Below are 25,605 nucleotides of genomic sequence, written 5' to 3' on the forward strand. Positions count from 1 at the left end.
CACAGGCCGGCGGGGCCGCAGTCGCCCGGCAGGCGATCCGGCCCTGCCGGAACCTGCTGGCCCTGCCGGAACCCGCCCGAAGCCGCGCCGCCCCGGGCATCCCCCAGCGGTAGCAGGCGGAGTGCGGGGCGTGGTGTCCGGTGCGGAGCCCCCGGAGCCCGGGCGCAGCCCCGCCTCCGGCCCGCGGCGCGGCCACCGGCGGAGGGGGCCCCTCGAACATCGGGCCGGATGGCCGTAGCATCCCGGCATGGCGAATGGTCAGCACGGTCAGCGCGGTCAGCAGCAGGCGCGACCGCAGTCGCAGCCCTCCGCCGGAGGCCAGTGGTACCCGCCGGAGTGGCCCGACCGCATCCGCGCGCTCGCGGACGGTGCGCTCACCCCGGTGGACCCCCGGCGCGCCGCCACCGTGATGCTGCTGCGCGACACCCCCGCCGGACCTGCCGTGCACATGCTGCGCAGGAGGTCCTCCATGGCCTTCGCCGGGGGCGCATACGCCTACCCGGGCGGCGGGGTCGACCCCCGCGACGAGGAGCACCAGGTGGGCTGGGCCGGGCCCTCGCAGCGGGACTGGGCCGCGCGTCTCGGGACGGACGCCGGCGCCGCGCAGGCCATCGTCTGCGGGGCCGTCCGCGAGACCTTCGAGGAGGCGGGCGTCCTCCTCGCCGGCGAGACCCCCGACACCGTCGTCGGCGACACCACCGGTGACGACTGGGAGGCCGACCGGCAGTCCCTGGTGGCCCGCGAGCTGTCCTTCGCCGAGTTCCTCGACCGCAGGGGCCTGCGGCTGCGTTCCGACCTGCTCGGGGCGTGGGCGCGCTGGATCACCCCGGAGTTCGAGCCCCGCCGCTACGACACCTGGTTCTTCGTCGCCGCCCTCCCCGAGGGGCAGCGCACCCGCAACGCCTCCACCGAGGCCGACCGGACCGTCTGGATCCGCCCGGCCGACGCGGCCGCCGGCTACGACAAGGGCGAGCTGTTGATGATGCCGCCCACCATCGCCACGCTCCGCTCCCTGGAGCCGTACGGCAGCGCCGCCGAGGCCCTCGCCGCCGCCGCGGAGCAGGACCTCGCCCCGGTCCTGGCCCAGGCCTCGCTGGAGAACGGCGAGCTGGTGCTCAGCTGGCCGGGCCACGACGAGTTCACCAAGCGCGTCCGCCCGGGAGGCCCCGCATGACCGACGCCGCCGCACTGCCCGGACAGCCCCGCGGGGTCGTCACCTCCGGGCCGGCCACCGCCCGCGCGGTCAACGTCCTGGCCCCCAACGCCTCCGCCATGACCCTGGACGGCACCAACACCTGGCTCGTCTCCGAGCCCGGTTCGGACCTGGCCGTCGTCATCGACCCCGGCCCGCTGGACGACGTACACCTGCGGGCCGTCATCGCCACCGCCGAGCAGGCCGGCAAGCGGATCGCCCTCACCCTGCTCACGCACGGCCACCCGGACCACGCCGAGGGCGCCGGCCGCTTCGCGGAGCTCACCGGCACCAAGGTGCGGGCCCTGGACCCGGCGCTGCGCCTGGGCGACGAGGGGCTGGCCGCCGGGGACGTGATCCGCACCGGCGGCCTGGAGCTGCGCGTCGTCGCGACCCCCGGCCACACCTCCGACTCCCTCTGCTTCCACCTCCCCGCCGACCGGGCCGTCATCACCGGCGACACCGTCCTCGGCCGGGGCACCACGGTCGTGGCGCACCCCGACGGCCGCCTGGGCGACTACCTGGACTCCCTGCGCCGGCTGCGCTCGCTCACCGTCGACGACGGGGTGCACATCGTCCTGCCGGGCCACGGGCCGGTCCTGGAGGACGCACAGGGCGCCGTGGAGTTCTACCTGGCCCACCGCGCGCACCGGCTCGCGCAGGTCGAGACGGCCGTCGAGAACGGTTTCGTGACCCCCGCGGCCGTCGTGGCCCAGGTCTACGCGGACGTGGACCGCTCCCTGTGGCCCGCCGCGGAATGGTCCGTCCGGGCGCAGCTCGAGTACCTTCAAGATCACGGACTGATTCCTGGGGGACCCGAATGACCACTCTCTTCCTGCTGCTCGCCCTTGTCGCCACCGCCGGCTGGATCACCTCGACGGTGAGCCTGCGGATGAAGGCCCTGGAGGTCAGGGCGGACCGGCTGGAGCGGCGGCTGGGCCTGGTGCTGAGCCACTTCGACATCACGGAGCCGGAGCTTCCGGTGCTGGAGGAGGTACGGGCCCTCCTGCGCGACGGCCGCCGGATCGAGGCCGTCAAGGCCTACCGGCAGAGCACCGGCGCGAGCCTGGTGGAAGCCAAGCAGGCGGTCGAGGCCGTCGCCCTCGCCGAATCCCTCTAGGGGCTGTCAGGCCCGACCGGCAGGACACCCCCCGCCCCGGACCCCTCCCGGCGGCTGCGGGCGTCACGGGAGCCCCGTGCGGGACGTCTTCACGCCGTGCCGGGCCGCGTACTCCGCGGCCAGCCACGGGCCCAGGTCCTCGGTGTACCCGCGCAGCACCTCCGGGTCGCCGACCGGCTCCAGGGCCACGGCGGCCGCGGCCCGCATCTGCGACGCGCGTCCCGGGTAGTAGCGGCCGAAGATCTCCGCCGACTCGGTGAGATCGCTGGTCCAGCCGCCCCAGAGCGGCATCACCAGCGTGAAGCCGGTGCGTACGAGGCGCCGTGCGAAGGCCCGGCTGAGGCCGCGGTACTCCTCCGGGGCGGCGTCCCGCACGGCGGCCCGCCAGCGGGGCAGCAGCAGGGACAGGTCCCCGTTGGTCTCGCGGGCGAGCCGGCTGTCCGGACGGTAGCGCGGCAGGTGCTCGGCCAGGTCGGCGCCGAGCAGCGGGGTGCACAGGCAGGCCAGGAACCAGCCGGCGTCGTACCGCTGCTCATCGCCGAGCACCGTGTCCTTGGCGTGGAGCAGGATGCCGACCCCGTCGACCTCGGGGAAGTCCTCGTCGAGGCCGCGCGCCAGCACCTCGGCGGTGTCGCGGTCCTCGCCGGCGGGCTCGCGGTGCAGGACGAGCAGCAGGTCCAGGCCGGACCGCCCGGGCCGGGCCGTCCCGCGCGGCACGGAGCCGTACAGGTACGCGCTGTGCAGCCGTGGCCCGTACGCCTCGGCGATCCGGGCCCGCGCGGCCGCCACGAGGGCTCTGAACTCCGCCTGCACCCGGCCGAGGGACCCCTCCCGGTCGACGTACCCGTCCGCGTCCAGGCCTCTGCGCTCCATGGCCCCACTGTGCACGCTCCGGCGCAATCCAGCCCCGTCGGCGGCCGAGGGGGGACGGAGCCCCGGCAGCGGCGCCGCCGCGGAAGACGCGAAGGGCCCCGCCCGAGGTACGGACAGGGCCCCCAACGGCTGGGACCGGCGTCAGCGGGAGCGCTTCGCGAGGCGCTCCACGTCGAGCAGGATCACCGCGCGGGCCTCCAGGCGGAGCCAGCCGCGGCCCGCGAAGTCGGCCAGGGCCTTGTTCACGGTCTCGCGGGAGGCGCCGACGAGCTGCGCGAGCTCTTCCTGCGTCAGGTCGTGCACCACGTGGATGCCCTCCTCCGACTGCACGCCGAACCGGCGCGACAGGTCGAGGAGCGCCCGCGCCACGCGGCCGGGAACGTCGGAGAAGACCAGGTCGGACATCTGGTCGTTGGTCTTGCGCAGGCGCCGGGCGACGGCGCGCAGCAGCGCGGTCGCGACCTCGGGCCGGGCGTTGAGCCACGGCTGGAGGTCACCGTGGCCGAGGCCGAGGAGCTTGACCTCGGTCAGCGCGGTGGCGGTGGCGGTGCGCGGGCCCGGGTCGAACAGCGACAGCTCGCCGATCAGCTCGCCGGGGCCGAGGACGGCCAGCATGTTCTCGCGACCGTCGGGGGAGGTGCGGTGCAGCTTCACCTTGCCCTCGGTCACGACGTACAGCCGGTCTCCGGGGTCGCCCTCGTGGAACAGGGCGTCACCGCGTGCGAGGGTCACCTCGCCCATGGAGGCGCGGAGCTCCGCGGCCTGCTCGTCATCGAGCGCCGCGAAGAGCGGGGCGCGCCGCAGAACGTCGTCCACGAGTCTCTCTCCTATGTCGACCTGCTCAGGGGACCGTGGTCCCCATTTTGCCGGACGGCTCAAACAGTGCGATCAGTCACAAGGATGCCGGACGTACGGGTGTGCTGTGCGGCGAGAGGCCAATCGGAGTGGTGTTACCTGAGGTCCGGGCGGGTGTCAGCGCCCGGCCTTAGGCTGGCCGGGTGTCCAATAACCCGGTGAGAGCACAGGCCAAGGGGTCCGTGGGAGTGACGGCAGCCTCCGATTCAGCTGTGGGCGAACAAACCTCGGTGGAGGTGTCCCGGAAGGCCCCGCCCCGCCCCGAGGGCAAAGCTTCGGCCAAGAAACCGAAGGTGCCGAAGGCGGAATCGCGTCTGGCCATGGTGCGACGGGCCCGCCGCATCAACCGGGAACTGGCCGAGATCTATCCGTACGCCCATCCGGAACTCGACTTCCGGAATCCCTTCGAGCTGCTGGTCGCGACCGTGCTGTCCGCACAGACCACCGACCTGCGCGTGAACCAGACGACCCCCGCCCTCTTCGCCGCCTACCCGACCCCCGAGGACATGGCCGCGGCCGCTCCCGAGGATCTGGAGGAGCTGATCCGGCCGACCGGGTTCTTCCGGGCGAAGTCCAGGTCCCTGCTCGGCCTCTCGCAGGCCCTGCGGGACCGCTTCGACGGAGAGGTGCCGGGCCGCATCGAGGACCTGGTGACCCTGCCCGGAGTGGGCCGCAAGACGGCGAACGTGGTCCTCGGCAACGCCTTCGGCGTCCCGGGGATCACCGTGGACACCCACTTCGGCCGGCTGGTCCGCCGCTGGAAGTGGACGGACCAGGAGGACCCGGAGAAGGTCGAGGCGGAGATCTGCGCGATCTTCCCCAGGAGCGAGTGGACGATGCTCTCGCACCGCGTGGTCTTCCACGGCCGCCGGATCTGCCATGCCCGCAAGCCCGCCTGCGGGGCGTGCCCGATCGCCCCGCTCTGCCCGGCGTACGGGGAGGGCGAGACCGACCCGGAGAAGGCGCGCAAGCTGCTCAAGTACGAGAAGGGCGGCCGGCCCGGCCAGCGGCTGACCCCGCCGGCCGACTACCCGGGCCTCCCGGCCCAGCCGCTGGGCGGAGCGCCTGACCGGCCTTAGGAACGAATCGGTACCCGTACCGCGTTTGCCGTGCGGGGGAACACGGACAGGGGTGCCTATGACTGGGGCTACGCAGAACCGCCCGGCGGCCGATGCCGGCGCGCATACGGAGGCCCGCGCGGGCTCGGGCGGCAGCACCGTCCTGAGCACGCACGGCCTGCCCGGCTGGCTCGACCCGGTCGTCGAGGCCGTACGGACCATCCGGCCGACGCAGCTCAGCCGCTTCCTGCCGCCCGAGGACGGCCGCGGGCGGCAGTCCGCCGTGCTGATCCTCTTCGGCGAGGGCCCCCGCGGCCCCGAGCTGCTGCTGATGGAACGGGCCGGCAGCCTCCGCTCGCACGCGGGCCAGCCCTCCTTCCCCGGCGGCGCCCTCGACCCCGAGGACGGCGACCCGCACACCACGGGCCCGCTGCGGGCCGCCCTGCGCGAGGCCGAGGAGGAGACCGGGCTGGATCCCGCCGGGGTCCAGCTCTTCGGGGTGCTGCCCCGGCTCTACATCCCGGTCAGCGAGTTCGTCGTGACCCCGGTCCTCGGCTGGTGGCGCGCCCCCAGTCCCGTCGGCGCGGTGGACCCGGCCGAGACCGCCCGCGTGTTCACGGTGCCCGTGGCCGATCTCACGGACCCCCGGCACCGCGTCACCGCGCTCCATCCGAGCGGCCACCACGGTCCCGCCTTCACCGTCGAATCGGCGCTGGTCTGGGGTTTCACCGCCGGGGTCATCGACCGCCTGCTCCACTTCGCGGGATGGGAGGTCCCCTGGGACCGCTCCCGGCAGGTCCCGCTCGACTGGCGCTCGTGAGACGGTGACCCACGTGAACGTGCTGGACATCGTGTTGCTGCTCGCCGCCGTATGGTTCGCGATCATCGGCTACCGCCAGGGCTTCGTCGTCGGCATCCTGTCGGTGATCGGCTTCCTCGGCGGCGGTCTCATCGCCGTGTCCCTGATCCCGCTGATCTGGGACCGCGTGACGGACAACGGGAAGCAGGCGTCCTCCACGGTCGTCGTCCTCGCCGTCGTCGTGATCATCGTCTGCGCCTCGATCGGCCAGGCGCTCACCACCCACCTGGGCAGCAGGCTCCGCCGCCAGATCACCTGGTCACCGGCGCGCGCCGTCGACGCGACCGGCGGGGCCCTTGTCAACGTGGTCGCCATGCTGCTGGTGGCGTGGCTGATCGGCTCCATGCTCGCCTGGACCTCACTGCCCACCCTGGGCAAGGAGGTCCGCAACTCCAAGGTGCTCCTCGGCGTGTCCCGGGTGCTGCCCGCGCACGCGAACACCTGGTTCTCGGACTTCAGCTCCACGCTGGCGCGCAGCGGCTTCCCCCAGGTGTTCAACCCGTTCTCCAACGAGCCGATCACCGAGGTGAAGGCGCCCGATCCGGCGCTGGCCACCAGCCCCGTCAGCGAGCTCGCCAAGCGCTCGATCGTGAAGGTCGTCGGCACCGCGCCCAGTTGCAGCAAGGTGCTGGAGGGCACCGGGTTCGTCTTCGCGCCGGGCAAGGTCATGACCAACGCGCACGTCGTGGGCGGCGTCGGCGAGCCGACCGTGCAGGTCGGCGGCGAGGGCAGGCTCTACGACGGCAAGGTCGTGCTCTACGACTGGGAGCGCGACATCGCCGTCCTGGACGTGCCCCAGCTGAAGGCTCCGCCGCTGGAGTTCACCGACAAGGACGCGGTGAGCGGCAGCGACGCGATCGTCGCCGGCTTCCCCGAGAACGGCGCCTACGACGTCCGCGCGGCCCGCGTCCGCGGCCGGATCAAGGCCAACGGTCCGGACATCTACCACCGCGGCACCGTCCAGCGGGACGTCTACTCGCTGTTCGCGACGGTCCGCCAGGGCAACTCCGGCGGGCCGCTGCTGACGCCCGACGGCAAGGTCTACGGGGTGGTCTTCGCCAAGTCCCTCGACGACCCGAGCACCGGGTACGCGCTGACGGTGGACGAGATCCGCGACGACATCCGGATCGGGAAGACCGCCGAACGCCGGGTCGACAGCCAGGGCTGCGCCCTCTGAGCCGTACGGGCACGGGGGCCCGTACGGCACCGGAGGCGGTTCCCGCGCCGTCTACGTCCGCGGATGGCGCAGGCGTGCCGAGACCCAGCGGGCCCGGCGGCGCAGGATGCGGGGGATGTCGAGTCGGGGGTCGTGGCCGTGACGGCCCGCCCTCTCGCGGGTGCCCGGAGAAGCCGCCGGGCGGTGTTCGCGTGCGGTGTCACCGTAGTCGTGCGTCCAGCTCATACTCCGAGCTGTGCCCGGGCCCCAAGGTCGGTAACCCCGTGGAGGGCGGCTAATTGGCCTATGCGCCAGGCAATTGAATGCTTGTAAGACAAGCGTGCGGTCTGCCTGGCGGTTCGTCAGCGGTCCGGTTCGGGATCCTTCAGCCAGTTCACCAGCTCCGTCGAGAAGGCCACCGGGTCCTCCTCGTGCGGGAAGTGTCCGAGGCCGTCGAACAGCCGCCAGCGGTACGGGGCTTCGACGTACTCCCCGGATCCGGCCGCGCTCCGTGTGCGCATCACCGGGTCGAGCGAGCCGTGCAGGTGCAGCGTCGGCACCCGGACCGGCCGCTTCATCCGCCGGTTGAACTGGAGGCCGTCCGGCCGCGCCATGGACCGCATCATCCAGCGGTAGGGCTCGACCGAGCAGTGCGCGGTGGACGGGATGCACATCGCGCGCTGGTACACGGACAGGTCCTCGTCCTCGGGCAGCCGAGGCCCGGACCAGTCCCGGATCAGCTGCCCCACGAGGGCCCCGTCGTCGGCGACGAGCTGCCGCTCCGGGAGGAACGGCCGCTGGAAGCCCCAGATGTGCGAACTGGCCCGCGTCTGACCGAAGTCGGACAGCATCGCCGAGCGCCAGCGGCGCGGGTGCGGCATGGACGAGACCACGAGCCGGCGCACCAGCTTGGGCCGCATCACGGCCGCCGTCCACGCCAGGTACCCGCCCAGGTCGTGCCCGACGAGCGCGGCGTCCGGCTCGCCGAGGGACCGTACGACCCCGGTGATGTCGAGGGCCAGGTTGGCGGGGTCGTAACCGCGCGGGGTGCGGTCGCTGCCGCCGACCCCGCGCAGGTCCATCGCGACCGCCCGGTACCCGGCGTCGGCGAGCGCGGTCAGCTGGTGGCGCCACGTCCACCAGAACTGGGGGAAACCGTGCAGGAGCAGCACCAGCGGCCCGTCACCGACCTCGGCGGCGTGGAAGCGGGCGCCGTTGGCGGCGACGTCCCGGTGCGTCACCGCCCGCCCGCCGGGGAGGTCGAGCCGTACCGCCGTGGCCGCAGTGGGGGGCGTGCTGGGATCCGGCGAGGGCGCTGTCATGAGGACGAGCGTGCCACACCCACAGCCTTGTCACTGACCGGCCGCGGGTGCGGCTTGACGGTTCCGACGACGGCCGCGGTCCGCTTGACGGAGGCGATGGACCGCTCCGGCGGCTTGACCTTCTTGAACTTCTTCACCGCGATCAGCGCCAGCAGGCCCGCGAGCAGCAGGAACGCCGCGCCGACGATGAGGAAGGACCAGGCGAGCCCGAGCCCGAGGTTGTGGATCCCGTACGCCGCGGCGAAGCTCAGCACCGGCAGCGAGAAGAGGGCGAACACTCCTGCGACGGTGATGGCGGCGCCGCCGATGCCCGCGCGCTTGACGTCCTGGCGGAGTTCCGCCTTGGCGAGGGCGATCTCGTCGTGCACCAGGGCGGACATCTCGGCGGTGGCCGAGGCGACCAGCTGGCCGAGTGTGCGCTCGGCTCCCTGTGCCCCTTGGTCCACTGCGCTCATCGCTCTCTCCCTCTGTCGTCTGCTGTCGTCTGCGTCGGCGGCTGTCCTGCGTCGTCGGTCAGTCGTCAGTCAGATCATGCCGGACGGTGGCCTTCGGTGCTGGACCCGGCCGTTGCTCCGGTGTCGGCCGCTGCCGCCGCCTCGGCCTTGCGGCGGTGTTCCGCGGCCCTGTCCTCGTAGATCTTCGCCATCCGGAGGTGGTAATCCGGGGTGTGCTCCTCGTAGACGTCCGGGATGCCGTCCTGGTCCTCGTCGCGCTCCTCGGCTTCGGTGAGCGCCCTGTACGTGCGGTTGCGGAGCTTGAGCATGATGCCGGAGACCACGGCGGCGACGAGGGAGCCGATCAGGACGGCGGCCTTCACCTCGTCGGTCAGGACCGGGTCGTCGGCGAAGGCGAGTTCGCCGATGAGCAGGGAGACGGTGAAGCCGATACCGGCGAGCGAGGCCACGGCGAGGACGTCGGGCCAGGCGAGGTCCTCGTTCAGCTCCGCCTTGGTGAAGCGGGCGGCCAGCCAGGTGCCGCCGAAGATGCCGAGGGTCTTGCCGACGACCAGGCCGAGGACCACGCCCAGGGTCTCGGGCCGGGTGAAGACCTGGCCGATGGCCTCGCCGGAGAGGGAGACCCCGGCGGCGAACAGCGCGAAGAGGGGTACCGCCAGACCGGCGGAGAGCGGCCGGACCAGGTGCTCGATGTGCTCACCGGGGGACTGGTGCTCGCCCTCCTTGCGGGAGCAGCGCAGCATCAGGCCCATCGCCACGCCGGCGATGGTGGAGTGGACCCCGCTGTTGTACATCAGGCCCCAGATGACGAGGGCCAGCGGAACGTAGACGTACCAGCCGCGCACGCCCCGGCGGAGCAGGAACCAGAAGAGGACCAGCCCCACGAGTGCGCCGCCGAGCGCCATGAAGTCGATCTCGCTGGTGAAGAACACCGCGATGATCAGGATGGCGAAGAGGTCGTCGACGACGGCGAGGGTGAGCAGGAACGCGCGCAGGGCGGAGGGCAGGGAGGTGCCGATGACCGCGAGGACGGCGAGCGCGAAGGCGATGTCGGTGGCGGTCGGGACCGCCCAGCCCGCCATCGAGCCGTTCCCGAAGGTGTTGACGAGGACGTAGACCAGCGCGGGCACTGCCATGCCGCAGAGGGCGGCGATCACCGGGAGGGCGGCGGCCTTGGGGTCGCGCAGGTCCCCCGCGACCAGTTCGCGCTTGAGCTCGACACCGGCGACGAAGAAGAAGACGGCGAGCAGGCCGTCGGCCGCCCAGTGCTGCAGGGAGAGGTCCAGGCCGAGCGAGCCGGGTCCGATGTGGAAGGTGCGGACGCTGGTGTAGCTGTCCGCGAGTGCGGGGATGTTCGCCCACGCCAGGGCGGCGATCGCGGCCACCAGCAGGAGCACGCCGCCGACGGTCTCGGTGCGCAGCGCGTCGGTGACGAAGCGGCGCTCGGGCAGCGAGAGGCGGCCGAGCAGTTTGCTGCTCCGGTTGTCGGTGGGGGTGGGCGCGGCCACGAGGGGGACCTCCGGTTGGGCGACGGCATGACAATGCAGTTGCCGACCAGACTTCCCGGCGCACCCTGTGGTCCTTCTGTACGTTTTCAATATTTTACAGGGTGTGCGCGAGGGCATATCCGGCGATCGTCACTTTAAGCGCGAAAGGGGCATCCGGCGCGGCGCGCCGGATGCCCCTTCCCGCCGTGTCCCACGGGTGGGTGCGGGTGGTGCGGTGGGTCAGTCCTCGCTGCCGGCGGCCGGGAGCCTGCTCTGGATCAGGTCCATGACCGAGGAGTCGGCGAGCGTGGTGACGTCGCCGACCGCACGGTTCTCCGCCACGTCGCGCAGCAGACGGCGCATGATCTTGCCCGAGCGGGTCTTCGGCAGCTCCTGCACCGGCAGGATCCGCTTCGGCTTGGCGATCGGGCCGAGGGTGGCGCCCACGTGGTTGCGGAGCTCCCCGACCAGCCCCTCGGTCTCGGAGGCGCTGCCCCGCAGGATGACGAAGGCCACGATGGCCTGGCCCGTGGTCTCGTCGTTGGCGCCGACCACGGCCGCCTCGGCGACCGAGGGGTGCGAGACGAGCGCCGACTCGACCTCGGTGGTCGAGATGTTGTGGCCGGAGACCAGCATCACGTCGTCCACCCGGCCGAGGAGCCAGATGTCGCCGTCCTCGTCCTTCTTGGCACCGTCGCCCGCGAAGTACTGGCCCGCGAAGCGCGACCAGTAGGTGTCGATGAACCGCTGGTCGTCGCCCCAGATGGTGCGCAGCATCGACGGCCACGGCTCGGTGAGGACCAGGTAGCCGCCTCCGCCGTTCGGGACCTCGTGCGCCTCGTCGTCGACGACGGTGGCGCAGATGCCGGGCAGTGCGCGCTGGGCGGAGCCCGGCTTGGTCTCGGTGACCCCCGGCAGCGGGGAGATCATCATCGCGCCGGTCTCGGTCTGCCACCAGGTGTCCACGATCGGGCAGCGGTCGCCGCCGATGTGCTTGCGGTACCAGATCCAGGCCTCGGGGTTGATCGGCTCGCCGACCGAGCCCAGCACCCGCAGGCTCGACAGGTCGAACTTCGCGGGGATGTCGTCGCCCCACTTCATGAACGTACGGATGGCCGTGGGCGCGGTGTACAGGATGGTGACGCCGTACTTCTGCACGACCTCCCAGAACCGGCCCTGGTGCGGGGTGTCCGGCGTCCCCTCGTACATCACCTGGGTGGCGCCGTTCGCGAGCGGCCCGTAGACGATGTAGGAGTGCCCGGTCACCCAGCCGATGTCGGCGGTGCACCAGTAGACGTCGGTCTCCGGCTTCAGGTCGAAGACCGCGTGGTGGGTGTACGCGGCCTGCGTGAGGTAGCCGCCCGAGGTGTGCAGGATGCCCTTCGGCTTCCCCGTGGTCCCCGAGGTGTAGAGGATGAAGAGGGGGTGCTCCGCGTCGAAGGGCTGCGGGGTGTGCTCGGCGGACTGACGGCCGACCACGTCGTGCCACCAGACGTCGCGACCCTCGGTGAAGGCGGTGTCCTGGCCGGTGCGGCGTACGACGAGCACGTGCTCGACCTGCGGGCACTTGGCGACGGCCTCGTCGATGGCGGGCTTGAGGGCGCTCGGCTTGCCGCGGCGGTACCCGCCGTCGGCGGTGATGACCAGCCTGGCGTCGGCGTCCTGGATGCGGGAGGCGACGGCGTCGGCCGAGAAGCCGCCGAAGACCACGGAGTGCGCGGCGCCGACGCGGGCGCACGCGAGCATCGCGACGACCGCCTCGGGGATCATCGGCAGGTAGACGGCGACGCGGTCGCCGGCCTCGACGCCCAGCTCGGTCAGGGCGTTGGCGGCCTTGGAGACCTCGTCCTTGAGCTCGGCGTAGGTGATCGAACGGCTGTCGCCGGGCTCGCCCTCGAAGTGGAGGGCGACGCGGTCGCCGTTGCCGGCCTCGACGTGGCGGTCCACGCAGTTGTACGCGACGTTCAGCTTGCCGTCCGCGAACCACTTCGCGAAGGGCGGATTGCTCCAGTCGAGCGTCTCGGCCGGCTCGGTGGCCCAGGTCAGCCGCCGGGCCTGCTCGGCCCAGAAGCCCAGCCGGTCCGCGTCGGCCTGTGCGTACGCCGCCTGAGTCACGTTGGCAGCGGCGGCCAGATCGGCAGGCGGTGCGAACCGCCGCTCCTCCTTGAGCAGATTGGCCAGGCTCTCATTGCTCACGACATCTCCCTTTCCCAGGGTGTCCGTTGTGTCCCCGGGCATAGCTCATCAGTCAGCGGCCCAGGTGACAAGGGGTAGCCGGGAATTGGTTTAGACCTATAGCACGGCTGGGCGCATGTGCGGGCCACGCGAACGGCGCACGAAGGGCCCCTTCCCGCTGCAGGGTGCGGGAGGGGGCCACCCGATGGCACGGATACGGGAGGTCATCGGTTCACCGGCGCCGCACCTCAGGCGTTCTGGCCGACGCTGTCGAAGACCCGGCAGTCGAAGAAGTCCTCGCCCTCGGACAGCAGGTACGCCTGCGCCTCGCCCACGTGGAAGTACATCCCGTGCAGCTCCAGGGTGCCCTCGGCCAGCCGCCGGGCCACCGATTCGTGGGCCCGCAGGTGCTCCAGCTGCTGCACCACGTTGGTCAGGCAGAGCTGCTCCACGGCGTCCGCCGGCAGCCGGCCGGCGATCCGGGCCCAGGCGTGGTGGCGGCTGCCCATGCGCTCCAGGCTGGGCAGGCCGTGCCGCAGCCAGCGGCGCAGCGGGGTCATCGAAGTCGTGGGGGAGGAGGTGAGCAGGGCCTGCATCGCCCCGCAGCCCGAGTGCCCGCAGACCGTGATGCTGTCGACCTTGAGCACGTCCACGGCGTACTCGATGGCCGCCGCGACCGAGTCGTCCGTGGACTCGGCTCCCGGCAGCGGGACGAGGTTGCCGACGTTGCGGACCGTGAACAGGTCGCCCGGGCCGCTGGCCGTGATCATGCTGGTCACCAGGCGGGAGTCCGCGCAGGTGAGGAACAGCTGTGAGGGCCGCTGCCCCTCGCGGGCCAGCCGGGCCAGTTCGTCCCGTACGTGCGGAGCGGTGTCCCGCTGGAACGTGCCGATGCCGTTCGCCAGCTGCCCGGCTCCGCGGCGCCGGGCCGCGGGCGCGTCGCACTCCGCCCCGGACGCCGCCGGCGCCTCCGTCGTGGCCGTCGCACCCGTCGCGGCCGTCTTTGACGGGGCGGCCGCCGTACGGGCCTGTGCGGGCCGGTGGTCGCAGTGGTTCTGCCAGGGGGTCCAGGGCCGGCAGCACTGGTGCGCCCCCGTCGGGGCGGCCGGCGGATCCTCCTCGGTCTCCGGATTGCGGGCCCCGGAGCGGCCGGTGACGTCCACCGATCCCCCGTGCGCCCGGTGGGAGTCCTGCCAGTCGTGGAGCGTCTCGTACGCCGCGTGGTCCATGAAGGAGCCGTCCAGCTCCACCACCGCGTGCGCCCCGTGCGGGATCTGGTTCAGGATCCGGCTCAGCCGCGGTACCGCGAGGAAGGTCAACTGCCCGCGCGCCCAGACCCGGTGGACGCCGTCGTCCTGCTTCTCGAGGGTGATCCGGGTCCGGGCGAGGCGGTGCAGGGCCAGCGCGACGGCCACGGCGATGCCGATGGCCACACCCTCCAGCACCCCGCCGAGCACCACGGCCGCGATGGTCGTGCCGTAGACCAGGACCTCGCCGTGCCGGGTGACGTTGCGCAGGTGCGTGATGCTGACCATCTGCACGCCGACGGCCATCACCAGCGCGGCCAGCGCGGCCAGCGGGATCAGGTCGAGCACGGGGACCAGCAGACCCGCCGCCAGGAGCACCCAGAAGCCGTGGAGCATGGACGACCTGCGGCTGGTCGCACCGGCCTTGACGTTCGCCACGCTGCGGACGGCGACGCCCGTGATGGGCAGCCCCCCGAGGGACCCCGAGACGATGTTGGCGGCGCCCTGGCCCCGCAGTTCCCGGTTGAGGTCGACGCGCGGCGGCCGGTTGGCCGGGGGGCGCTCGGAGCCGATCAGCTTGTCGGTGGCGACCGCGGACAGCAGCGACTCCACGCTGCCGACCAGGGTGATGGTCAGCACGGCGGCGACGAGTCCGAGGAACGGGCCCTGGGGCAGTTCGGGCAGGGCGTGGCTGCGCCAGGAGGGCAGGTCGACCCGGGGGAGGGCGAGCCCGGCGAGCGCGGCGCAGGCCGTGGCCGTGGCGACGGCGGCGAGCGCGGCCGGCATCTTGCGCAGGGCGGTGCCCGCCCGCCCGGGCAGACGGGGCCAGCTGAGCAGGACCACCAGCGTCAGCACACTGACACCGAGGGCGGCCGGATGCAGGTCGGCCAATTGGCCGGGCAGGCCGAGGACGTTGGCCACGGCGGAGCTCTGCGGTGTGCCGCCGAGCACGATGTGCAGCTGGGCCAGCGCGATGGTCACGCCGATGCCCGCGAGCATGCCGTGCACGATGGCCGGGCTCACCATCAGGGCCGAGCGGGCGGTCCGCAGGAAGGCGAGGCCGAGCTGGCACAGTCCGGCGAGCACGGTGATGGCGCAGGTGGTGCGCCAGCCGTAGTGCTGGATCAACTCGGCGGTGACCACGGTGAGTCCGGCGGCCGGCCCGCTCACCTGGAGCGGGGCGCCGCCGAGCCGCCCGGCCACGATCCCGCCGACCGCCGCGGCGACCAGCCCCGCCTGAAGCGGGGCTCCGGTGGCCAGGGCGATGCCGAGGGAGAGCGGCAGTGCGATCAGGAAGACGGCTACGGAGGCGGAGAGGTCGGCGGACAGGTCCGCCGGGGCGGCCTTGTTCGTGGCGGTGGTGGGTGCGGTGGCTGTCATAAGGTCCCGTCTCCTCTGAGGAGGGATGAAGCGGCGGGAGTCTCAACACTCGGTAAATGGATGGTAATGGAGAGTAAAGGGGAGTGGCGGTTAATACGGGCAAATGGCCGAGAAGTTACTACACATGGGTGAATAGGCATTTTTTACGGCTTGTCACATCTTCTTAATCTTGTACCGCATGGGACGTTGCGGCGCGGAAGTCCTGCGTCGGAAATGCGAGGGAGAGGTGGGGCGGATGATCGCCGCCACGAAGAAGATCGCTGGTGGCCTGGTCGCCACGGCGCTGGTCCTGGGTGCCGCCGGATGCAGCGGCTCGGAGTCGGGCGGGTCGCCGGCGCCCGGGGGTGCGAGGAAGGGCGTCGCGGCGCCGGAGCTTCCCGGCAGCGTGAACAGGCCCATCGGTGACGGCTCGACCGCCTACACCGGCCCGCAGCCGAACGTCGTGAAGCCGCAGAAGCTGAAGCCCGGTGAGAAGCCGCCGCAGTTCGTGGTGTTCTCGTGGGACGGCGCCGGCGAGGACAGTCAGAAGCTGTTCTCCCACTTCCGTCAGGTCGGCAAGAAGTACAACGCGCGGATGACGTACTTCCTCAGCGGCGTGTACATGCTCCCGGAGGAGAAGCGCTCCCTCTACACCGCTCCGCAGCACTCCCCGGGCCGGTCCGACATCGGCTTCGGCGACCTCCAGGGCATCAAGGACACCGCCACCCAGGTGCGCGGGGCCTGGCTGGAGGGCAACGAGATCGGCACCCACTTCAACGGCCACTTCTGCGGCCCCGACGGCGGCGTCGGCACGTGGTCCGTGGAGGAGTGGAAGAGCGAGATCAGCCAGGCCAAGTCCTTCGTCAAGAACTGGAAGACCCATGCGGGCCTGAAGGACATGGAGGCGCTCCCCTTCGACTACGACAAGGAGCTGGTCGGGGCCCGGACCCCCTGCCTGGAAGGCCAGAAGAACTTCATGCTGGCGGCGAAGGACCTGGGGTTCCGCTACGACTCCAGCGGCATCAGCAAGCAGATCTGGCCCAAGAAGACCGACGGGCTGTGGGACATCCCGCTCCAGCTGGTCCCCGTGCCGGGCCGCGCCTTCGAGACGCTGAGCATGGACTACAACTTCATGACCAACCAGTCCGGGACCACCTCGCAGGGCGACCCGTCGCAGCACGAGTACTGGGGTGACCAGATGCGCGACGGCCTCCTGCAGGCCTTCGGCCGGGCCTACCAGGGCAACCGCGCACCGCTGATCATCGGCAACCACTTCGAGTCCTGGAACGGCGGCACCTACATGCGCGCCGTCGAGGAGTCCATCAAGACGATGTGCACGCAGAAGGAGGTCCGGTGCGTGCCCTTCCGCGAGCTGGCCGACTGGCTGGACGCCCAGGACCCCAAGGTCCTGGAGTGGATGCGCACCCTCGACGTCGGCGAGGCGCCGAAGGAGGGCTGGGCGAAGCTCCTGACGGCGGGGCCGCCGCCGAAGCCGGCGGCCCCCGCGTCCGGTGCCGAGGTCATGCAGGCTGAGGACTCGGCTGATGGAGGTGCGGACGAGGGCTGACGAGCTCCCTCCGCTCCGCGAGTCCCTCGTGCAGGACGAAACCGGGGTCGATCTGGTCCGCCAGGTCGACCCCGGTCTTGGCGTTGCCCCAGCTCTCCGCGTTCTTCAGGTGGAAGCGCACCATCTGTTCGGTGTACCGGTCCCAGTCGCGGTGGGCGTAGGAGTCGTCGGCCGCGTCCTGGAGGACCTGCAGGGCCAGCCGGTTGGTCGCCTCCAGCAGCTCGAAGGCGGCCGGGCGGCCCTTCTCCATGGTCCGTACCCAGTCGGAGTGGCCGACGGTGACCAGCAGGTCCTCGCCCACCTCGTCCTGGAGGAACTCGATGTCCTCCGGCCCCTGCACCTTGTTGCCGATCACCTTGAGGGCGATGCCGAAGTCCCGCGCGTACTCCTTGTACTGGCGGTAGACGGACACGCCCTTGCGGGTCGGCTCGGCGACCAGGAAGGTCACGTCGAAGCGGGTGAACAGGCCCGAGGCGAAGGAGTCGGAGCCCGCCGTCATGTCGACGACGACGTACTCCTCCGGCCCGTCGACCAGGTGGTTGAGGCACAGCTCGACCGCTCCGACCTTGGAGTGGTAGCAGGCCACGCCCAGGTCGGACTCGGTGAACGGCCCGGTGGCCATGAGCCGTACGGGCTCGCCGTCGAGCAGCAGCGTGCGCGCGCAGGCCTCGTACACCGGGTTGTCCTCGGTGACGGTGAGCAGGCGGGAGCCCGCGCCGGGCGGGGTGGTCTTGATCATCGTGTCGGCGGACGCGATGCGCGGGTTGGTGCCGCGCAGGTATTCCTTGATCAGGGGCAGGTGCGCACCCAGGGCGGGCAGCCCGGCGGCCTCGTCCTCGCCGAGGCCGAGCGCGGCGCCCAGGTGCTGGTTGATGTCGGCGTCCACCGCGACGACGGGGGCCTCGTTCGCGGCGAGGTGGCGGATGAAGAGGGAGGACAGCGTGGTCTTGCCGCTGCCGCCCTTTCCTACGAAAGCGATCTTCATGTTCACCAAGCGTAGTGGGTTCGTAGCGTTCTGTGGTCTAGGTGAGTGAAGAAGGCCACTCCAAGGAGGGGTCGGTGCTAGGGGCCCACAGTGCGTAGGCTCCCTACTTATGAGTAGCGCTACTGACCCGTTGGCCGCGCTGGCCGGGCTGCCGGGTGTCGCCGAGTCCGTGGATTCCGTACGCAAGGCCGTGGACCGGGTCTACGGGCACCGGGTCATGCGCCGCCGCAGCGGGGAGATCACCTCGGAGGCCGCGCTGCGCGGTGCGCGCGGGAGCGCGGCGCTGTCCGGGGCGGACTGGGCCCTGGAGGAAGTGCGCCGCCGGACCGACTTCGGCTCGGAGCCCGAGGCGCTGACGGTGGGTGCCGCGCTGCGGCTGACCGCCGAGGCCGGGCAGTTGCTGAGCATCTGGCGCCAGTCGCCGCTGCGGGTCCTGGCCCGGCTGCACCTGGTGGCCTCGGGCTCGACGGCGGACGGGGACGTGGTGGGCCGGCCGCGCCTCGCCGGCGAACCGGTCGTCGAGCCCCTGGTGGACCTGCCGCTGCCCGGCGCGGACGAGGTGGCGGGCCGGCTGGAAGGCCTATCCGGCCTGATCATCGCGGGCGGTTCGGCCCCGGCGCTGGTCACGGCGGCGGTGGTGCACGGGGAGCTGCTGGCCCTGCGGCCCTTCGGCACCTGGAACGGCCTGGTGGCGCGCGCGGCCGAGCGGATCGTGCTGATCAACAGCGGGCTCGACCCCAAGGCGATCTGTCCCGCGGAGGTCGGCCACGCCGAACAGGGGCGTGAGGCCTATCTGGCGGCGTTCGAGGGGTACGTCTCCGGGACCGCGGAGGGGATGGCCGCCTGGATCGCCCACTGCGGCCGGGCGATCGAGCTCGGTGTCCGCGAGTCGACGGCGGTCTGCGAAGCCCTGCAGCGCGGCGCGGCCTGAGGTCTTCCGGCCGGGCGTCCTCCGGTCGGGCAAAGGGTTGCGGCGACACCGTCTTGCCTTGGTGTCGCCGCTGGCACTTGCGCCCAGTTACCAAGCGTCCTCGATGATTGCCCATCAGGTCGGGAACTTTGCCCGTTCCCTGGTGCGGCTGGCCCGTAATCGACGGGTCGACGTCGCGTGGGTGCTCGGCGTTCGTGCTTCGGTCCGTGGGCCTTACTGCGTTTTAAAGATGATCCTCTCGGATGTTCTTTGGTCTCGCGGGCCGTTAACTACTTTGTACTCCGCTGGAGAGATAAGCGAAACCCCTGGCTCCACTTCTTTACTTTTCTCGGGCGATCCGGGATGAACCGGACGACGCTAAGCGCTCCAGGTCAGGTCCGGTCGGTCCGGTCGGTCCGGTCGGGCCCCGGGCCCGCTCAGCCCGGGTCGGACCGGCCCGGGTGTCGGGGCGTCCCCCGCAGGCTCATGCGGGAGCGGCAGCGGCAGCGGCGGCCAGTGCGCCGGCCCGGCGCCGGCTCGCGTACCAGACGAGCCCCGCCGTGGCGGCGGCCGCGCCCACGGCCGCCGCGGCGACCAGCGCCGGGCGGGCCGGCATCGACAGCCCCGGCACCCGCTGCTTCAGGCGCACGGGCCGGTTGAAGACCAGCACCGGCCACTCCCGCGCCACCGCCTCCCGGCGCAGCGCCCGGTCCGGATTGACGGCGTGCGGGTGTCCGACCGCCTCCAGCATGGGGACGTCGGTGGCCGAGTCGCTGTACGCGTAGCACTTGGAGAGGTCGTACCCCTCGGACTCGGCGAGCTCCCGGACGGCCTCCGCCTTCGTGGGCCCGTAGGCGTAGTACTCGATCTCGCCGGTGAAGCAGCCGTCGTCGCCGACGACCATGCGGGTGGCGACGACCCGGTCCGCGCCGAGCATCTCCCCGATCGGTTCGACGACTTCCGCTCCGGAGGTCGACACGATCACCACGTCGCGGCCGGCCGTGTGGTGGGCCTCGATGAGGGACGCGGCCTCGTCGTAGATGATCGGGTCGATGAGGTCGTGCAGGGCCTCCGCGACGATCTCCCGCACCTGCTGCACGTTCCACCCCTTGCAGAGGGCGGACAGGTACTCGCGCATCCGCTCCATCTGATCGTGGTCGGCGCCGCCGGCCAGGAAGATGAACTGCGTGTACGCGGTGCGCAGCACGGCTCGCCGGTTGATGAGCCCGCCCTGGTAGAAGGACCTGCTGAACGTCAGAGTGCTCGACTTCGCAATGACCGTCTTGTCCAGGTCGAAGAAGGCTGCGGTACGAGGCAAGGAGTGCGGCAAGGGCTGATTTTCCACGCCCCGAGCATATGCGCCCACCATTCGGCGTAAGGTGTGGCGCGTGGGTTTGCCTGAGAGGCCTCTCGGGTACACCATGGAAGTCACGGATCGTTCGCGACCGTGCTAACCCGGTCTGGCTCCTCCCCCCCCGAGTCGGACCGTGGGGACGACCCCCGCTCTCCCCCCCGGCGGGGGTCGTCGCATGTCCGGACGCGGTTCGCGTCCCTGCCTTCGGCCCCAAGTGACCATCTCCTGGCCCCCGTCCCTCGTGGGGCCCACGCGGCGAAGGCCCCTTCACCCCTTGCAACCCGTCACGGTGCGTAGTGGTTCCGGTGCGCTCCGGAACTCACCTGACAGGGTGAGGGAGATATCCACAAGCGGTGGGATGTCCACAGTTTTCGCTCAAGATCCACTTCATTTTCCTGATCGCTGCACGGTGATTCCAGCCGCGAAGTCCGCGGTGCTGGATTTGCAGTGAGAAGGAGGCGGAGATCGTGCTGCGATCGAAGTCATACGGAGTGACGGCGTCCGTATTGGCGGGCGGGACCAGGCCCCCGGGCCGGACACGCGCGGTGGCCCCGGTCGGCGGGCGGCCGCTGATCATCACCGAGGATCCCCTGCTGCTCGACGACCTGCTGCGGCTGTGTGCTGCCGCGGGCGCCGAACCGCATGTGCGTCACTCGATGCCGGAGCAAAGTCCAACCGGTGACGGAGGCGAGGGAAGTGACGCGGGGGGCGGTGGTGACGGGCCTCCCCGCACGGGAGCCCCCTGGGGTGCAGGGGGCGACCGGCCGGCCGCGAGGGCCGGAGATGCCGGACACGCGGGGAGTGCCGGAAGTTCCGGAAGTGCGGGCGGTCCCGGCAGTGTCGGGTGGGAGTCCGCGCCGCTCGTCCTGGTCGGGGACGATGCCGCCAGGCGGGTGAGGGGGGCGCCCCGCAGGGACGGGGTGTTCCTCGTCGGCCGGGACCTGGACGATCCCCGGGTGTGGCAGCGGGCCGTGGAGATCGGCGCGCAGGAGGTGCTCCGGCTGCCCGATGCCGAGGCCCAGCTCGTCGACCGGATCGCCGATGTGGTCGAAGGAGCCGGGCGTCCCGCCCTCGCCGTAGGGGTGATCGGCGGCAGCGGCGGGGCGGGGGCCTCCACCCTCGCCTGCGCCCTCGCCCTCCGGGCCGCGCGCACCGGGGAGCGGACCATCCTCATCGACGGGGATCCGCTCGGCGGCGGCATGGACGTCCTGCTCGGGGGCGAGAGCGCCGAAGGACTGCGCTGGCCGGACTTCGCGGGATCGCGGGGACGTGTCGGCGCCGGGGCCCTGGAGGAGTCCCTGCCCGAACTGCACGCCCTCAGGGTGCTCAGCTGGGACCGCGGGGACCGGGTCGTGGTGCCGCCCGCCGCGATGAGGTCGGTGGTGGCCGCCGCGCGCCGCCGGGGCGGGATCGTGGTGGTCGACCTGCCCCGGCGGGTCGACGAGGCCGTGGCCGAGGTACTGGCCCAGCTGGACCTGGTGCTGATGGTGGTGCCGGGCGAGCTGCGGGCCGTGGCCGCCGCCGGCCGGGTGGCGGCCGGGGTGCGGATGGTGGCCCGGGACGTGCGCGTGGTCGTGCGGGGCCGCAGCCCGGGCGGGCTCGACCCCGAGACCGTGGCGGAACTGCTGGGAGCGCCGCTGGCGGGTGAGGTGCCGGTCGAGGTGGGGCTCCCCGGGCGGGTGGCCGAGGGGGAACCGCCGGGGTCCGAGGGACGGGGCGCCCTGGCCCGGTTCTGCGACGGCTTCTGGCGGCGTGCGCTGGGCTCCGCCCAGGGGGTGCCGGCATGAGTGCCGTGCTGCTGGACGCGGTGCGCCAGCGGCTCGCCGAGAGCGGGGCGGAGCCGACGCCGGCCAGGGTGGCCGCCGCGCTGCGGGCCCAGGGAAGGCTGCTGGGGGGCGCACAAGTGCTCGGGGTGGCAGCCGAGTTGCGGTCCGAGCTGGTCGGCGCGGGACCGCTGGAGACGCTGCTGGACGACCCGGAGGTCACCGACGTGCTGGTGGCCGCCCCCGACCGGGTGTGGGTGGACCGCGGCGGCGGGCTGGAGCTGACCGGGGTGACCTTCGAAGGACCCGATGCCGTGCGCCGGCTGGCCCAGCGGCTGGCCGCCGTCGCGGGCCGCCGGCTGGACGACGCCCGACCCTGGGTGGACGCCCGGATGCCGGACGGCACCCGGCTGCACGCGGTGCTGCCTCCGGTGGCGGTCGGGTCGGCCTGCCTCTCGCTGCGGGTGGTGCGGCCGCGGGCCTTCACGCTGGAGGAGCTCGTGGCGGCGGGGACCCTGCCGCCCGGCGGGCACCGGCTGCTCCGGGAGATGATCGAGGCCCGGCTGTCGTTCCTCGTCTCCGGAGGGACCGGCACGGGCAAGACCACTCTGCTCAGTGCCCTGTTGGGGCTCGTGGGACCCGGTGAGCGGATCGTGCTGGCCGAGGACTCGGCCGAACTGCGCCCCGACCATCCCCATGTGGTGCGGCTGGAGACCCGGCCGGCCAACCAGGAAGGGGCGGGGCTGGTCACCCTGGCGGATCTCGTCCGGCAGGCCCTGCGGATGCGGCCGGACCGGCTGGTCGTCGGTGAGGTCCGGGGCGCCGAGGTCACCCACCTGCTCGCCGCCCTGAACACGGGCCACGAAGGGGGCTGCGGGACGGTCCACGCCAATGCCGCCGCCCACGTCCCGGCCCGGCTGGAGGCACTGGGGACCGCCGCAGGGCTCGACCGGGCCGCCCTCCACAGTCAGCTGGCGGCCGCGCTGACCCTGGTGATCCACCTGGTCCGGGACCGGGAGGGGCGCCGCCGGGTGGCCGAGGTGCACGTGCTGGAGCGGGACGCCGCCGGGCTGGTGGTGACCGTACCGGCGCTGCGGTGGGCTGCGCGGGGCTTCGTACGGGAGCGGGGCTGGGAGCGGCTGCGGCCGCTGCTGCGAGGTGCCCGGTGAGCGCCGGGGCGGGCCTGTCGGTGCCCGTGTTCGCCGGGGTGCTCTGTGCTGGTGCGGCCGCCTGGACGGTGGCCGGGGGAGACCAGGGGGTGCGGCGGGCCCGGGTGGTGCTGGCCGGGGGCGCCCCGGTACTGCCCGGCGGGCCGGTGCGCCGGGACCGGCTGGTGATCGCCGTACGGGTACGGGCCGCGCGGTGGCGGGAGTGGGCCCCGCTGGGGGCCGGGCTGGTGCTCGCGCTGCTGGGCGGGTCGGTGATCCCGCTGGCCGCCGGTGCGGCGGCGGTTCCGCTGGTCCGCCGGTGGCTGGGTGCGCGGGAGCGACGCCGGGCCCGGGTGGCGCGGGCGGCCGAGGTGGTGGCCCTGTGCGGGGCGGCGGTGGGGGAGCTGCGGGCCGGGGCGCAGCCCGGGCAGGCGCTGACCGCCGCGATGCGCCGGACGGTGTCCGGTCCGGGCGGGCCGGGAGCGGCGGAGGCGGGCGTCCTGGCCGCCGCGGCGTTCGGCGGGGACGTGCCCGGGGCGCTGCGCCAGGCGGCGCGGGAGCCCGGCGCGGAAGGGCTGGCCGGGATGGCCGCCTGCTGGCGGGTGTCGGTCGACGGAGGCGCGGGCCTGGCCGCTGGGCTGGACCGGCTGGAAGGGGCCCTGCGGGCCGAGCGGGACCGGGAGGAGTCCTTGCGGGCCCAGCTGGCGGGGGCCAGGTCCACGGCCGTCGTGCTCGCCCTGCTGCCCCTGGTGGGGCTGCTGATCGGGACGGGGCTGGGGGCGGATCCGCTGCGGGTGCTGCTGCACACGCCGATCGGGTGGGGGTGCCTGCTGGCGGGGGCGCTGCTGGAGGCGCTGGGTCTGCTGTGGTGCCGTCGGATCGTCCGGACGGGGGAGCGGTGACGGGCGGGTTCGCCGTCCACAGGCTGGGGACGGCGCTGTGCCTCGGGGCGGCCCTGCTGGCCGTGGCGGCGGTGGTCGCCGCCCGGGTCCGGGCGCGGGCGGCCCGGCGCCGTACCGAAGCGGTGTTCGCGAGGGCGGCGCCCGGCGGCGGGCCGGGGTTCGGCGCCGGGATGCGGGGTGCGGTGGCCGTGTGGGCCGGGCCGGCCGGGGCCGTGCTGGCGGGCGGGGTGCTGATCGGCGGCCCGGTCGGGGCGGCGGCCGGCTGCGCGGCGGCCCTCGGGGTGTGGCGGTGGCGGGCCAGGGCGCGCCCGGCGGCCGGGGTCGACCCGGCGGAGGCGGAGCATCAGCTGCCGTTCGCCGCGGATCTGCTGGCGGCGTGCCTGGCAGCCGGTGCGGGACCGGTCGAGGCCGCGGAGGTGGTCGGCGAGTCCCTGGGCGGCCCGGTGGGTGAACGGCTGGCGCTGGCCGGGGCGCAGCTGCGGCTGGGAGGCGAACCGGGCGCCGCGTGGGGGAGGTTGGCGGAGATACCAGGAGCCGGGGTGCTCGCCGAATGCCTGGAGCGGGCGGCCCGGACCGGGGCGCCCGCCGCGGAGCCGGTCTCCCGGCTCGCCACGGCCCTGAGGGCGGACCGGGCCCGTCAGGCGGGTGCCAGGGCGCAGCGGGCGGCGGTGCTGGTCACCGCACCGGTGGGGCTTTGTTTCCTTCCCGCATTTCTCGCGATCGGGGTCGCTCCGGTGGTGATCGGTATGGCCTCCGGTCTTCTCTCGGACCACTGACGTCACATTCACCACTCATATGGACCACACGCACTGCAACGGAAATCAACGGAGGCTGTCATGAGGATCATCTGGTTTCGTGTCCGGACGGCGCTGCGCGGCTGTCGCGGCGATGCGGGAATGTCGACTTCGGAATACGCCATGGGCACGATCGCGGCGTGTGCGTTCGCGGCCGTTCTGTACAAGGTGGTGACGAGCGAAGTCGTCTCCACGGCCCTTCAGTCGACCATCGGGAAGGCGCTCGATGTGCCGTTCTGAGGGAAAGTCACGGGCCTTCGGGGACAGGGGATACGTGACCGCGGAGGCGGCCCTGGTGATTCCGGCGCTGGTGCTGTTCGCCGCGCTCCTGGTGTGGGCGCTGATGGCGGCGGCCGCGCAGATCCGGTGTGTGGACGCCGCCCGGGCCGGTGCCCGGGCGGCGGCCCGGGCGGAACCGGGGGAGACGGCGGTGGCGGCGGCCCGGTCGGCCGCGCCCCCCGGGGCGCGAGTGGAGGTCGAGCGGGTGGGCGATCTGTGGCGGGTGCGGGTCGCCGCACCCGCGCCGGGGCCGGGCGGGCTGCCGGTACGGCTCGGGGCGCAGGCGGTGGCCCTGGCGGAGGACAGCGTGGGGCCGCCGTCGTGAGCCGGGACCGGGGGTCGGCCACGGTGTGGGCGACGCTGGTGGCCACGGTGCTCTGCGCGGTGTTCGGCGGCGTGCTCCTGCTCGGGCAGGCGGTCGTGGCCCGTCACCGGGCGGCGGCGGCCGCCGACCTGGCGGCGCTGGCGGCCGCGTCGAGCTGGGCCCACGGCCCGGAGGCGGCCTGTGCCACGGGTGGGCGTATCGCCCGGGCCCAGGGTGCGCTGCTCACCGCGTGCCGGGTGGAGGGCGAGGCCGTGGAGGTCGCGGCCCGGTGCGCGGAGGGGCCCTTCACCCCGGTGGTCCGGGCCCGCGCGGGCCCGCCCCCGGCTGCGCCTCCGGATCCGCCGCGGGGGCCCGACCGGCCCCGCGGCTCCCGCCCGGACTTCCGGGGGCCGGGCCTCGGGGCCCGGGCGTAGGGCAGTG

At 73.0% G+C, this 25,605-nt stretch carries 25 protein-coding genes; 15 read left to right on the forward strand and 10 right to left on the reverse strand.

Annotated elements, in window-relative coordinates; translation table 11 throughout:
• The first annotated feature begins 247 nt into the window (after positions 1–247).
• The 3 genes from ACFWUZ_RS25495 to ACFWUZ_RS25505 are packed head-to-tail and all read left to right on the forward strand — an operon-like array spanning position 248 to position 2,312.
• Positions 248–1,174, forward strand: a complete 927-nt coding sequence (locus ACFWUZ_RS25495) for an NUDIX hydrolase (protein WP_384377246.1) — start codon at positions 248–250, stop codon at positions 1,172–1,174.
• On the forward strand, positions 1,171–2,016 hold the full coding sequence (locus ACFWUZ_RS25500) for an MBL fold metallo-hydrolase (RefSeq protein ID WP_384377249.1): 846 nt from the start codon (positions 1,171–1,173) through the stop codon (positions 2,014–2,016). The genes ACFWUZ_RS25495 and ACFWUZ_RS25500 overlap by 4 nt, the downstream gene beginning before the upstream one ends.
• A complete protein-coding gene (locus ACFWUZ_RS25505; RefSeq protein WP_384377252.1) occupies positions 2,013–2,312 on the forward strand; it encodes a hypothetical protein in 300 nt (99 codons plus the stop codon). The genes ACFWUZ_RS25500 and ACFWUZ_RS25505 overlap by 4 nt, the downstream gene beginning before the upstream one ends.
• Before the next feature lie 63 nt (positions 2,313–2,375).
• On the opposite strand, the gene ACFWUZ_RS25510 is transcribed toward ACFWUZ_RS25505, so the two are convergent.
• Positions 2,376–3,185 (reverse strand): nucleotidyltransferase, encoded by an 810-nt coding sequence (locus ACFWUZ_RS25510; RefSeq protein ID WP_384377255.1) that lies wholly within the window; start codon positions 3,183–3,185, stop codon positions 2,376–2,378.
• A gap of 141 nt (positions 3,186–3,326) precedes the next feature.
• On the reverse strand, positions 3,327–4,001 hold the full coding sequence (locus ACFWUZ_RS25515) for a Crp/Fnr family transcriptional regulator (RefSeq protein ID WP_003981529.1): 675 nt from the start codon (positions 3,999–4,001) through the stop codon (positions 3,327–3,329).
• A gap of 332 nt (positions 4,002–4,333) precedes the next feature.
• Here ACFWUZ_RS25515 and nth point away from each other — a divergent pair, with 332 nt between their 5' ends.
• The 3 genes from nth to ACFWUZ_RS25530 are packed head-to-tail and all read left to right on the forward strand — an operon-like array spanning position 4,334 to position 7,134.
• On the forward strand, positions 4,334–5,119 hold the full coding sequence (gene nth, locus ACFWUZ_RS25520; RefSeq protein ID WP_384377341.1) for an endonuclease III: 786 nt from the start codon (positions 4,334–4,336) through the stop codon (positions 5,117–5,119).
• A gap of 58 nt (positions 5,120–5,177) precedes the next feature.
• The gene (locus ACFWUZ_RS25525) at positions 5,178–5,918 is read left to right on the forward strand and encodes an NUDIX hydrolase (protein ID WP_384377258.1); all 741 of its coding nucleotides are present in this window, start codon (positions 5,178–5,180) and stop codon (positions 5,916–5,918) included.
• Positions 5,919–5,931: 13 nt separating this feature from the next.
• Positions 5,932–7,134: a MarP family serine protease gene (locus ACFWUZ_RS25530; protein WP_384377261.1), complete on the forward strand. Its 1,203-nt coding sequence runs from the start codon at positions 5,932–5,934 to the stop codon at positions 7,132–7,134.
• A gap of 51 nt (positions 7,135–7,185) precedes the next feature.
• Here the strand turns inward: ACFWUZ_RS25530 and ACFWUZ_RS25535 are convergent, their stop codons facing one another.
• The 6 genes from ACFWUZ_RS25535 to ACFWUZ_RS25560 form a co-directional block, all read right to left on the reverse strand.
• Positions 7,186–7,359 (reverse strand): hypothetical protein, encoded by a 174-nt coding sequence (locus tag ACFWUZ_RS25535; protein WP_384377263.1) that lies wholly within the window; start codon positions 7,357–7,359, stop codon positions 7,186–7,188.
• A 116-nt stretch (positions 7,360–7,475) separates the two neighbouring features.
• Positions 7,476–8,435, reverse strand: coding sequence for an alpha/beta fold hydrolase (locus ACFWUZ_RS25540; protein ID WP_384377266.1), 960 nt, complete (start codon positions 8,433–8,435; stop codon positions 7,476–7,478).
• Positions 8,432–8,890, reverse strand: coding sequence for a phage holin family protein (locus ACFWUZ_RS25545; protein ID WP_384377269.1), 459 nt, complete (start codon positions 8,888–8,890; stop codon positions 8,432–8,434). Before ACFWUZ_RS25545 ends, ACFWUZ_RS25540 begins: the two co-directional genes overlap by 4 nt.
• Before the next feature lie 74 nt (positions 8,891–8,964).
• Complete coding sequence (gene nhaA / locus ACFWUZ_RS25550; RefSeq protein ID WP_384377272.1) at positions 8,965–10,398, reverse strand: Na+/H+ antiporter NhaA; 1,434 nt, start codon at positions 10,396–10,398, stop codon at positions 8,965–8,967.
• 219 nt (positions 10,399–10,617) lie between these two features.
• A complete protein-coding gene (gene acs / locus ACFWUZ_RS25555) occupies positions 10,618–12,615 on the reverse strand; it encodes an acetate--CoA ligase (RefSeq protein WP_384377275.1) in 1,998 nt (665 codons plus the stop codon).
• A gap of 185 nt (positions 12,616–12,800) precedes the next feature.
• Positions 12,801–15,179, reverse strand: a complete 2,379-nt coding sequence (locus tag ACFWUZ_RS25560) for a SulP family inorganic anion transporter (protein ID WP_384377278.1) — start codon at positions 15,177–15,179, stop codon at positions 12,801–12,803.
• Positions 15,180–15,414: 235 nt separating this feature from the next.
• Between ACFWUZ_RS25560 and ACFWUZ_RS25565 the strand changes: the two genes are divergently transcribed.
• Positions 15,415–16,725 carry a hypothetical protein gene (locus tag ACFWUZ_RS25565; RefSeq protein ID WP_384377281.1) on the forward strand — a complete coding sequence of 437 codons (1,311 nt, stop codon included), beginning with the start codon at positions 15,415–15,417 and terminating at the stop codon, positions 16,723–16,725.
• Here the strand turns inward: ACFWUZ_RS25565 and ACFWUZ_RS25570 are convergent.
• The gene (locus tag ACFWUZ_RS25570) at positions 16,679–17,710 is read right to left on the reverse strand and encodes an ATP-binding protein (protein ID WP_384377284.1); all 1,032 of its coding nucleotides are present in this window, start codon (positions 17,708–17,710) and stop codon (positions 16,679–16,681) included. The two genes, ACFWUZ_RS25565 and ACFWUZ_RS25570, sit on opposite strands and share 47 nt — an antisense overlap.
• A gap of 109 nt (positions 17,711–17,819) precedes the next feature.
• Here ACFWUZ_RS25570 and ACFWUZ_RS25575 point away from each other — a divergent pair, with 109 nt between their 5' ends.
• Positions 17,820–18,641, forward strand: coding sequence for an oxidoreductase (locus ACFWUZ_RS25575; protein WP_384377287.1), 822 nt, complete (start codon positions 17,820–17,822; stop codon positions 18,639–18,641).
• A 463-nt stretch (positions 18,642–19,104) separates the two neighbouring features.
• Here the strand turns inward: ACFWUZ_RS25575 and ACFWUZ_RS25580 are convergent, their stop codons facing one another.
• Positions 19,105–19,989, reverse strand: a complete 885-nt coding sequence (locus ACFWUZ_RS25580; RefSeq protein WP_384377290.1) for an HAD family hydrolase — start codon at positions 19,987–19,989, stop codon at positions 19,105–19,107.
• A gap of 491 nt (positions 19,990–20,480) precedes the next feature.
• Here ACFWUZ_RS25580 and ssd point away from each other — a divergent pair, with 491 nt between their 5' ends.
• From ssd to ACFWUZ_RS25615, 7 genes are read left to right on the forward strand one after another with little or no spacing between them, the layout of a single operon-like run.
• A complete protein-coding gene (ssd, locus tag ACFWUZ_RS25585) occupies positions 20,481–21,761 on the forward strand; it encodes a septum site-determining protein Ssd (protein WP_384377344.1) in 1,281 nt (426 codons plus the stop codon).
• On the forward strand, positions 21,758–22,906 hold the full coding sequence (locus ACFWUZ_RS25590) for a TadA family conjugal transfer-associated ATPase (RefSeq protein WP_384377293.1): 1,149 nt from the start codon (positions 21,758–21,760) through the stop codon (positions 22,904–22,906). The genes ssd and ACFWUZ_RS25590 overlap by 4 nt, the downstream gene beginning before the upstream one ends.
• Positions 22,903–23,787 (forward strand): type II secretion system F family protein, encoded by an 885-nt coding sequence (locus tag ACFWUZ_RS25595; protein WP_384377296.1) that lies wholly within the window; start codon positions 22,903–22,905, stop codon positions 23,785–23,787. Before ACFWUZ_RS25590 ends, ACFWUZ_RS25595 begins: the two co-directional genes overlap by 4 nt.
• Positions 23,784–24,563, forward strand: a complete 780-nt coding sequence (locus ACFWUZ_RS25600) for a type II secretion system F family protein (RefSeq protein WP_384377299.1) — start codon at positions 23,784–23,786, stop codon at positions 24,561–24,563. The genes ACFWUZ_RS25595 and ACFWUZ_RS25600 overlap by 4 nt, the downstream gene beginning before the upstream one ends.
• Positions 24,564–24,623: 60 nt before the next feature.
• Positions 24,624–24,821 carry a DUF4244 domain-containing protein gene (locus ACFWUZ_RS25605; RefSeq protein ID WP_266935915.1) on the forward strand — a complete coding sequence of 66 codons (198 nt, stop codon included), beginning with the start codon at positions 24,624–24,626 and terminating at the stop codon, positions 24,819–24,821.
• Positions 24,808–25,185, forward strand: coding sequence for a TadE family type IV pilus minor pilin (locus tag ACFWUZ_RS25610; protein WP_384377302.1), 378 nt, complete (start codon positions 24,808–24,810; stop codon positions 25,183–25,185). The genes ACFWUZ_RS25605 and ACFWUZ_RS25610 overlap by 14 nt, the downstream gene beginning before the upstream one ends.
• Complete coding sequence (locus tag ACFWUZ_RS25615) at positions 25,182–25,598, forward strand: Rv3654c family TadE-like protein (protein ID WP_384377305.1); 417 nt, start codon at positions 25,182–25,184, stop codon at positions 25,596–25,598. The genes ACFWUZ_RS25610 and ACFWUZ_RS25615 overlap by 4 nt, the downstream gene beginning before the upstream one ends.
• Positions 25,599–25,605: the final 7 nt, after the last annotated feature.

Origin of the sequence: Streptomyces sp. NPDC058646 (assembly GCF_042716875.1) — a bacterium.
Lineage (GTDB): Bacteria > Actinomycetota > Actinomycetes > Streptomycetales > Streptomycetaceae > Streptomyces.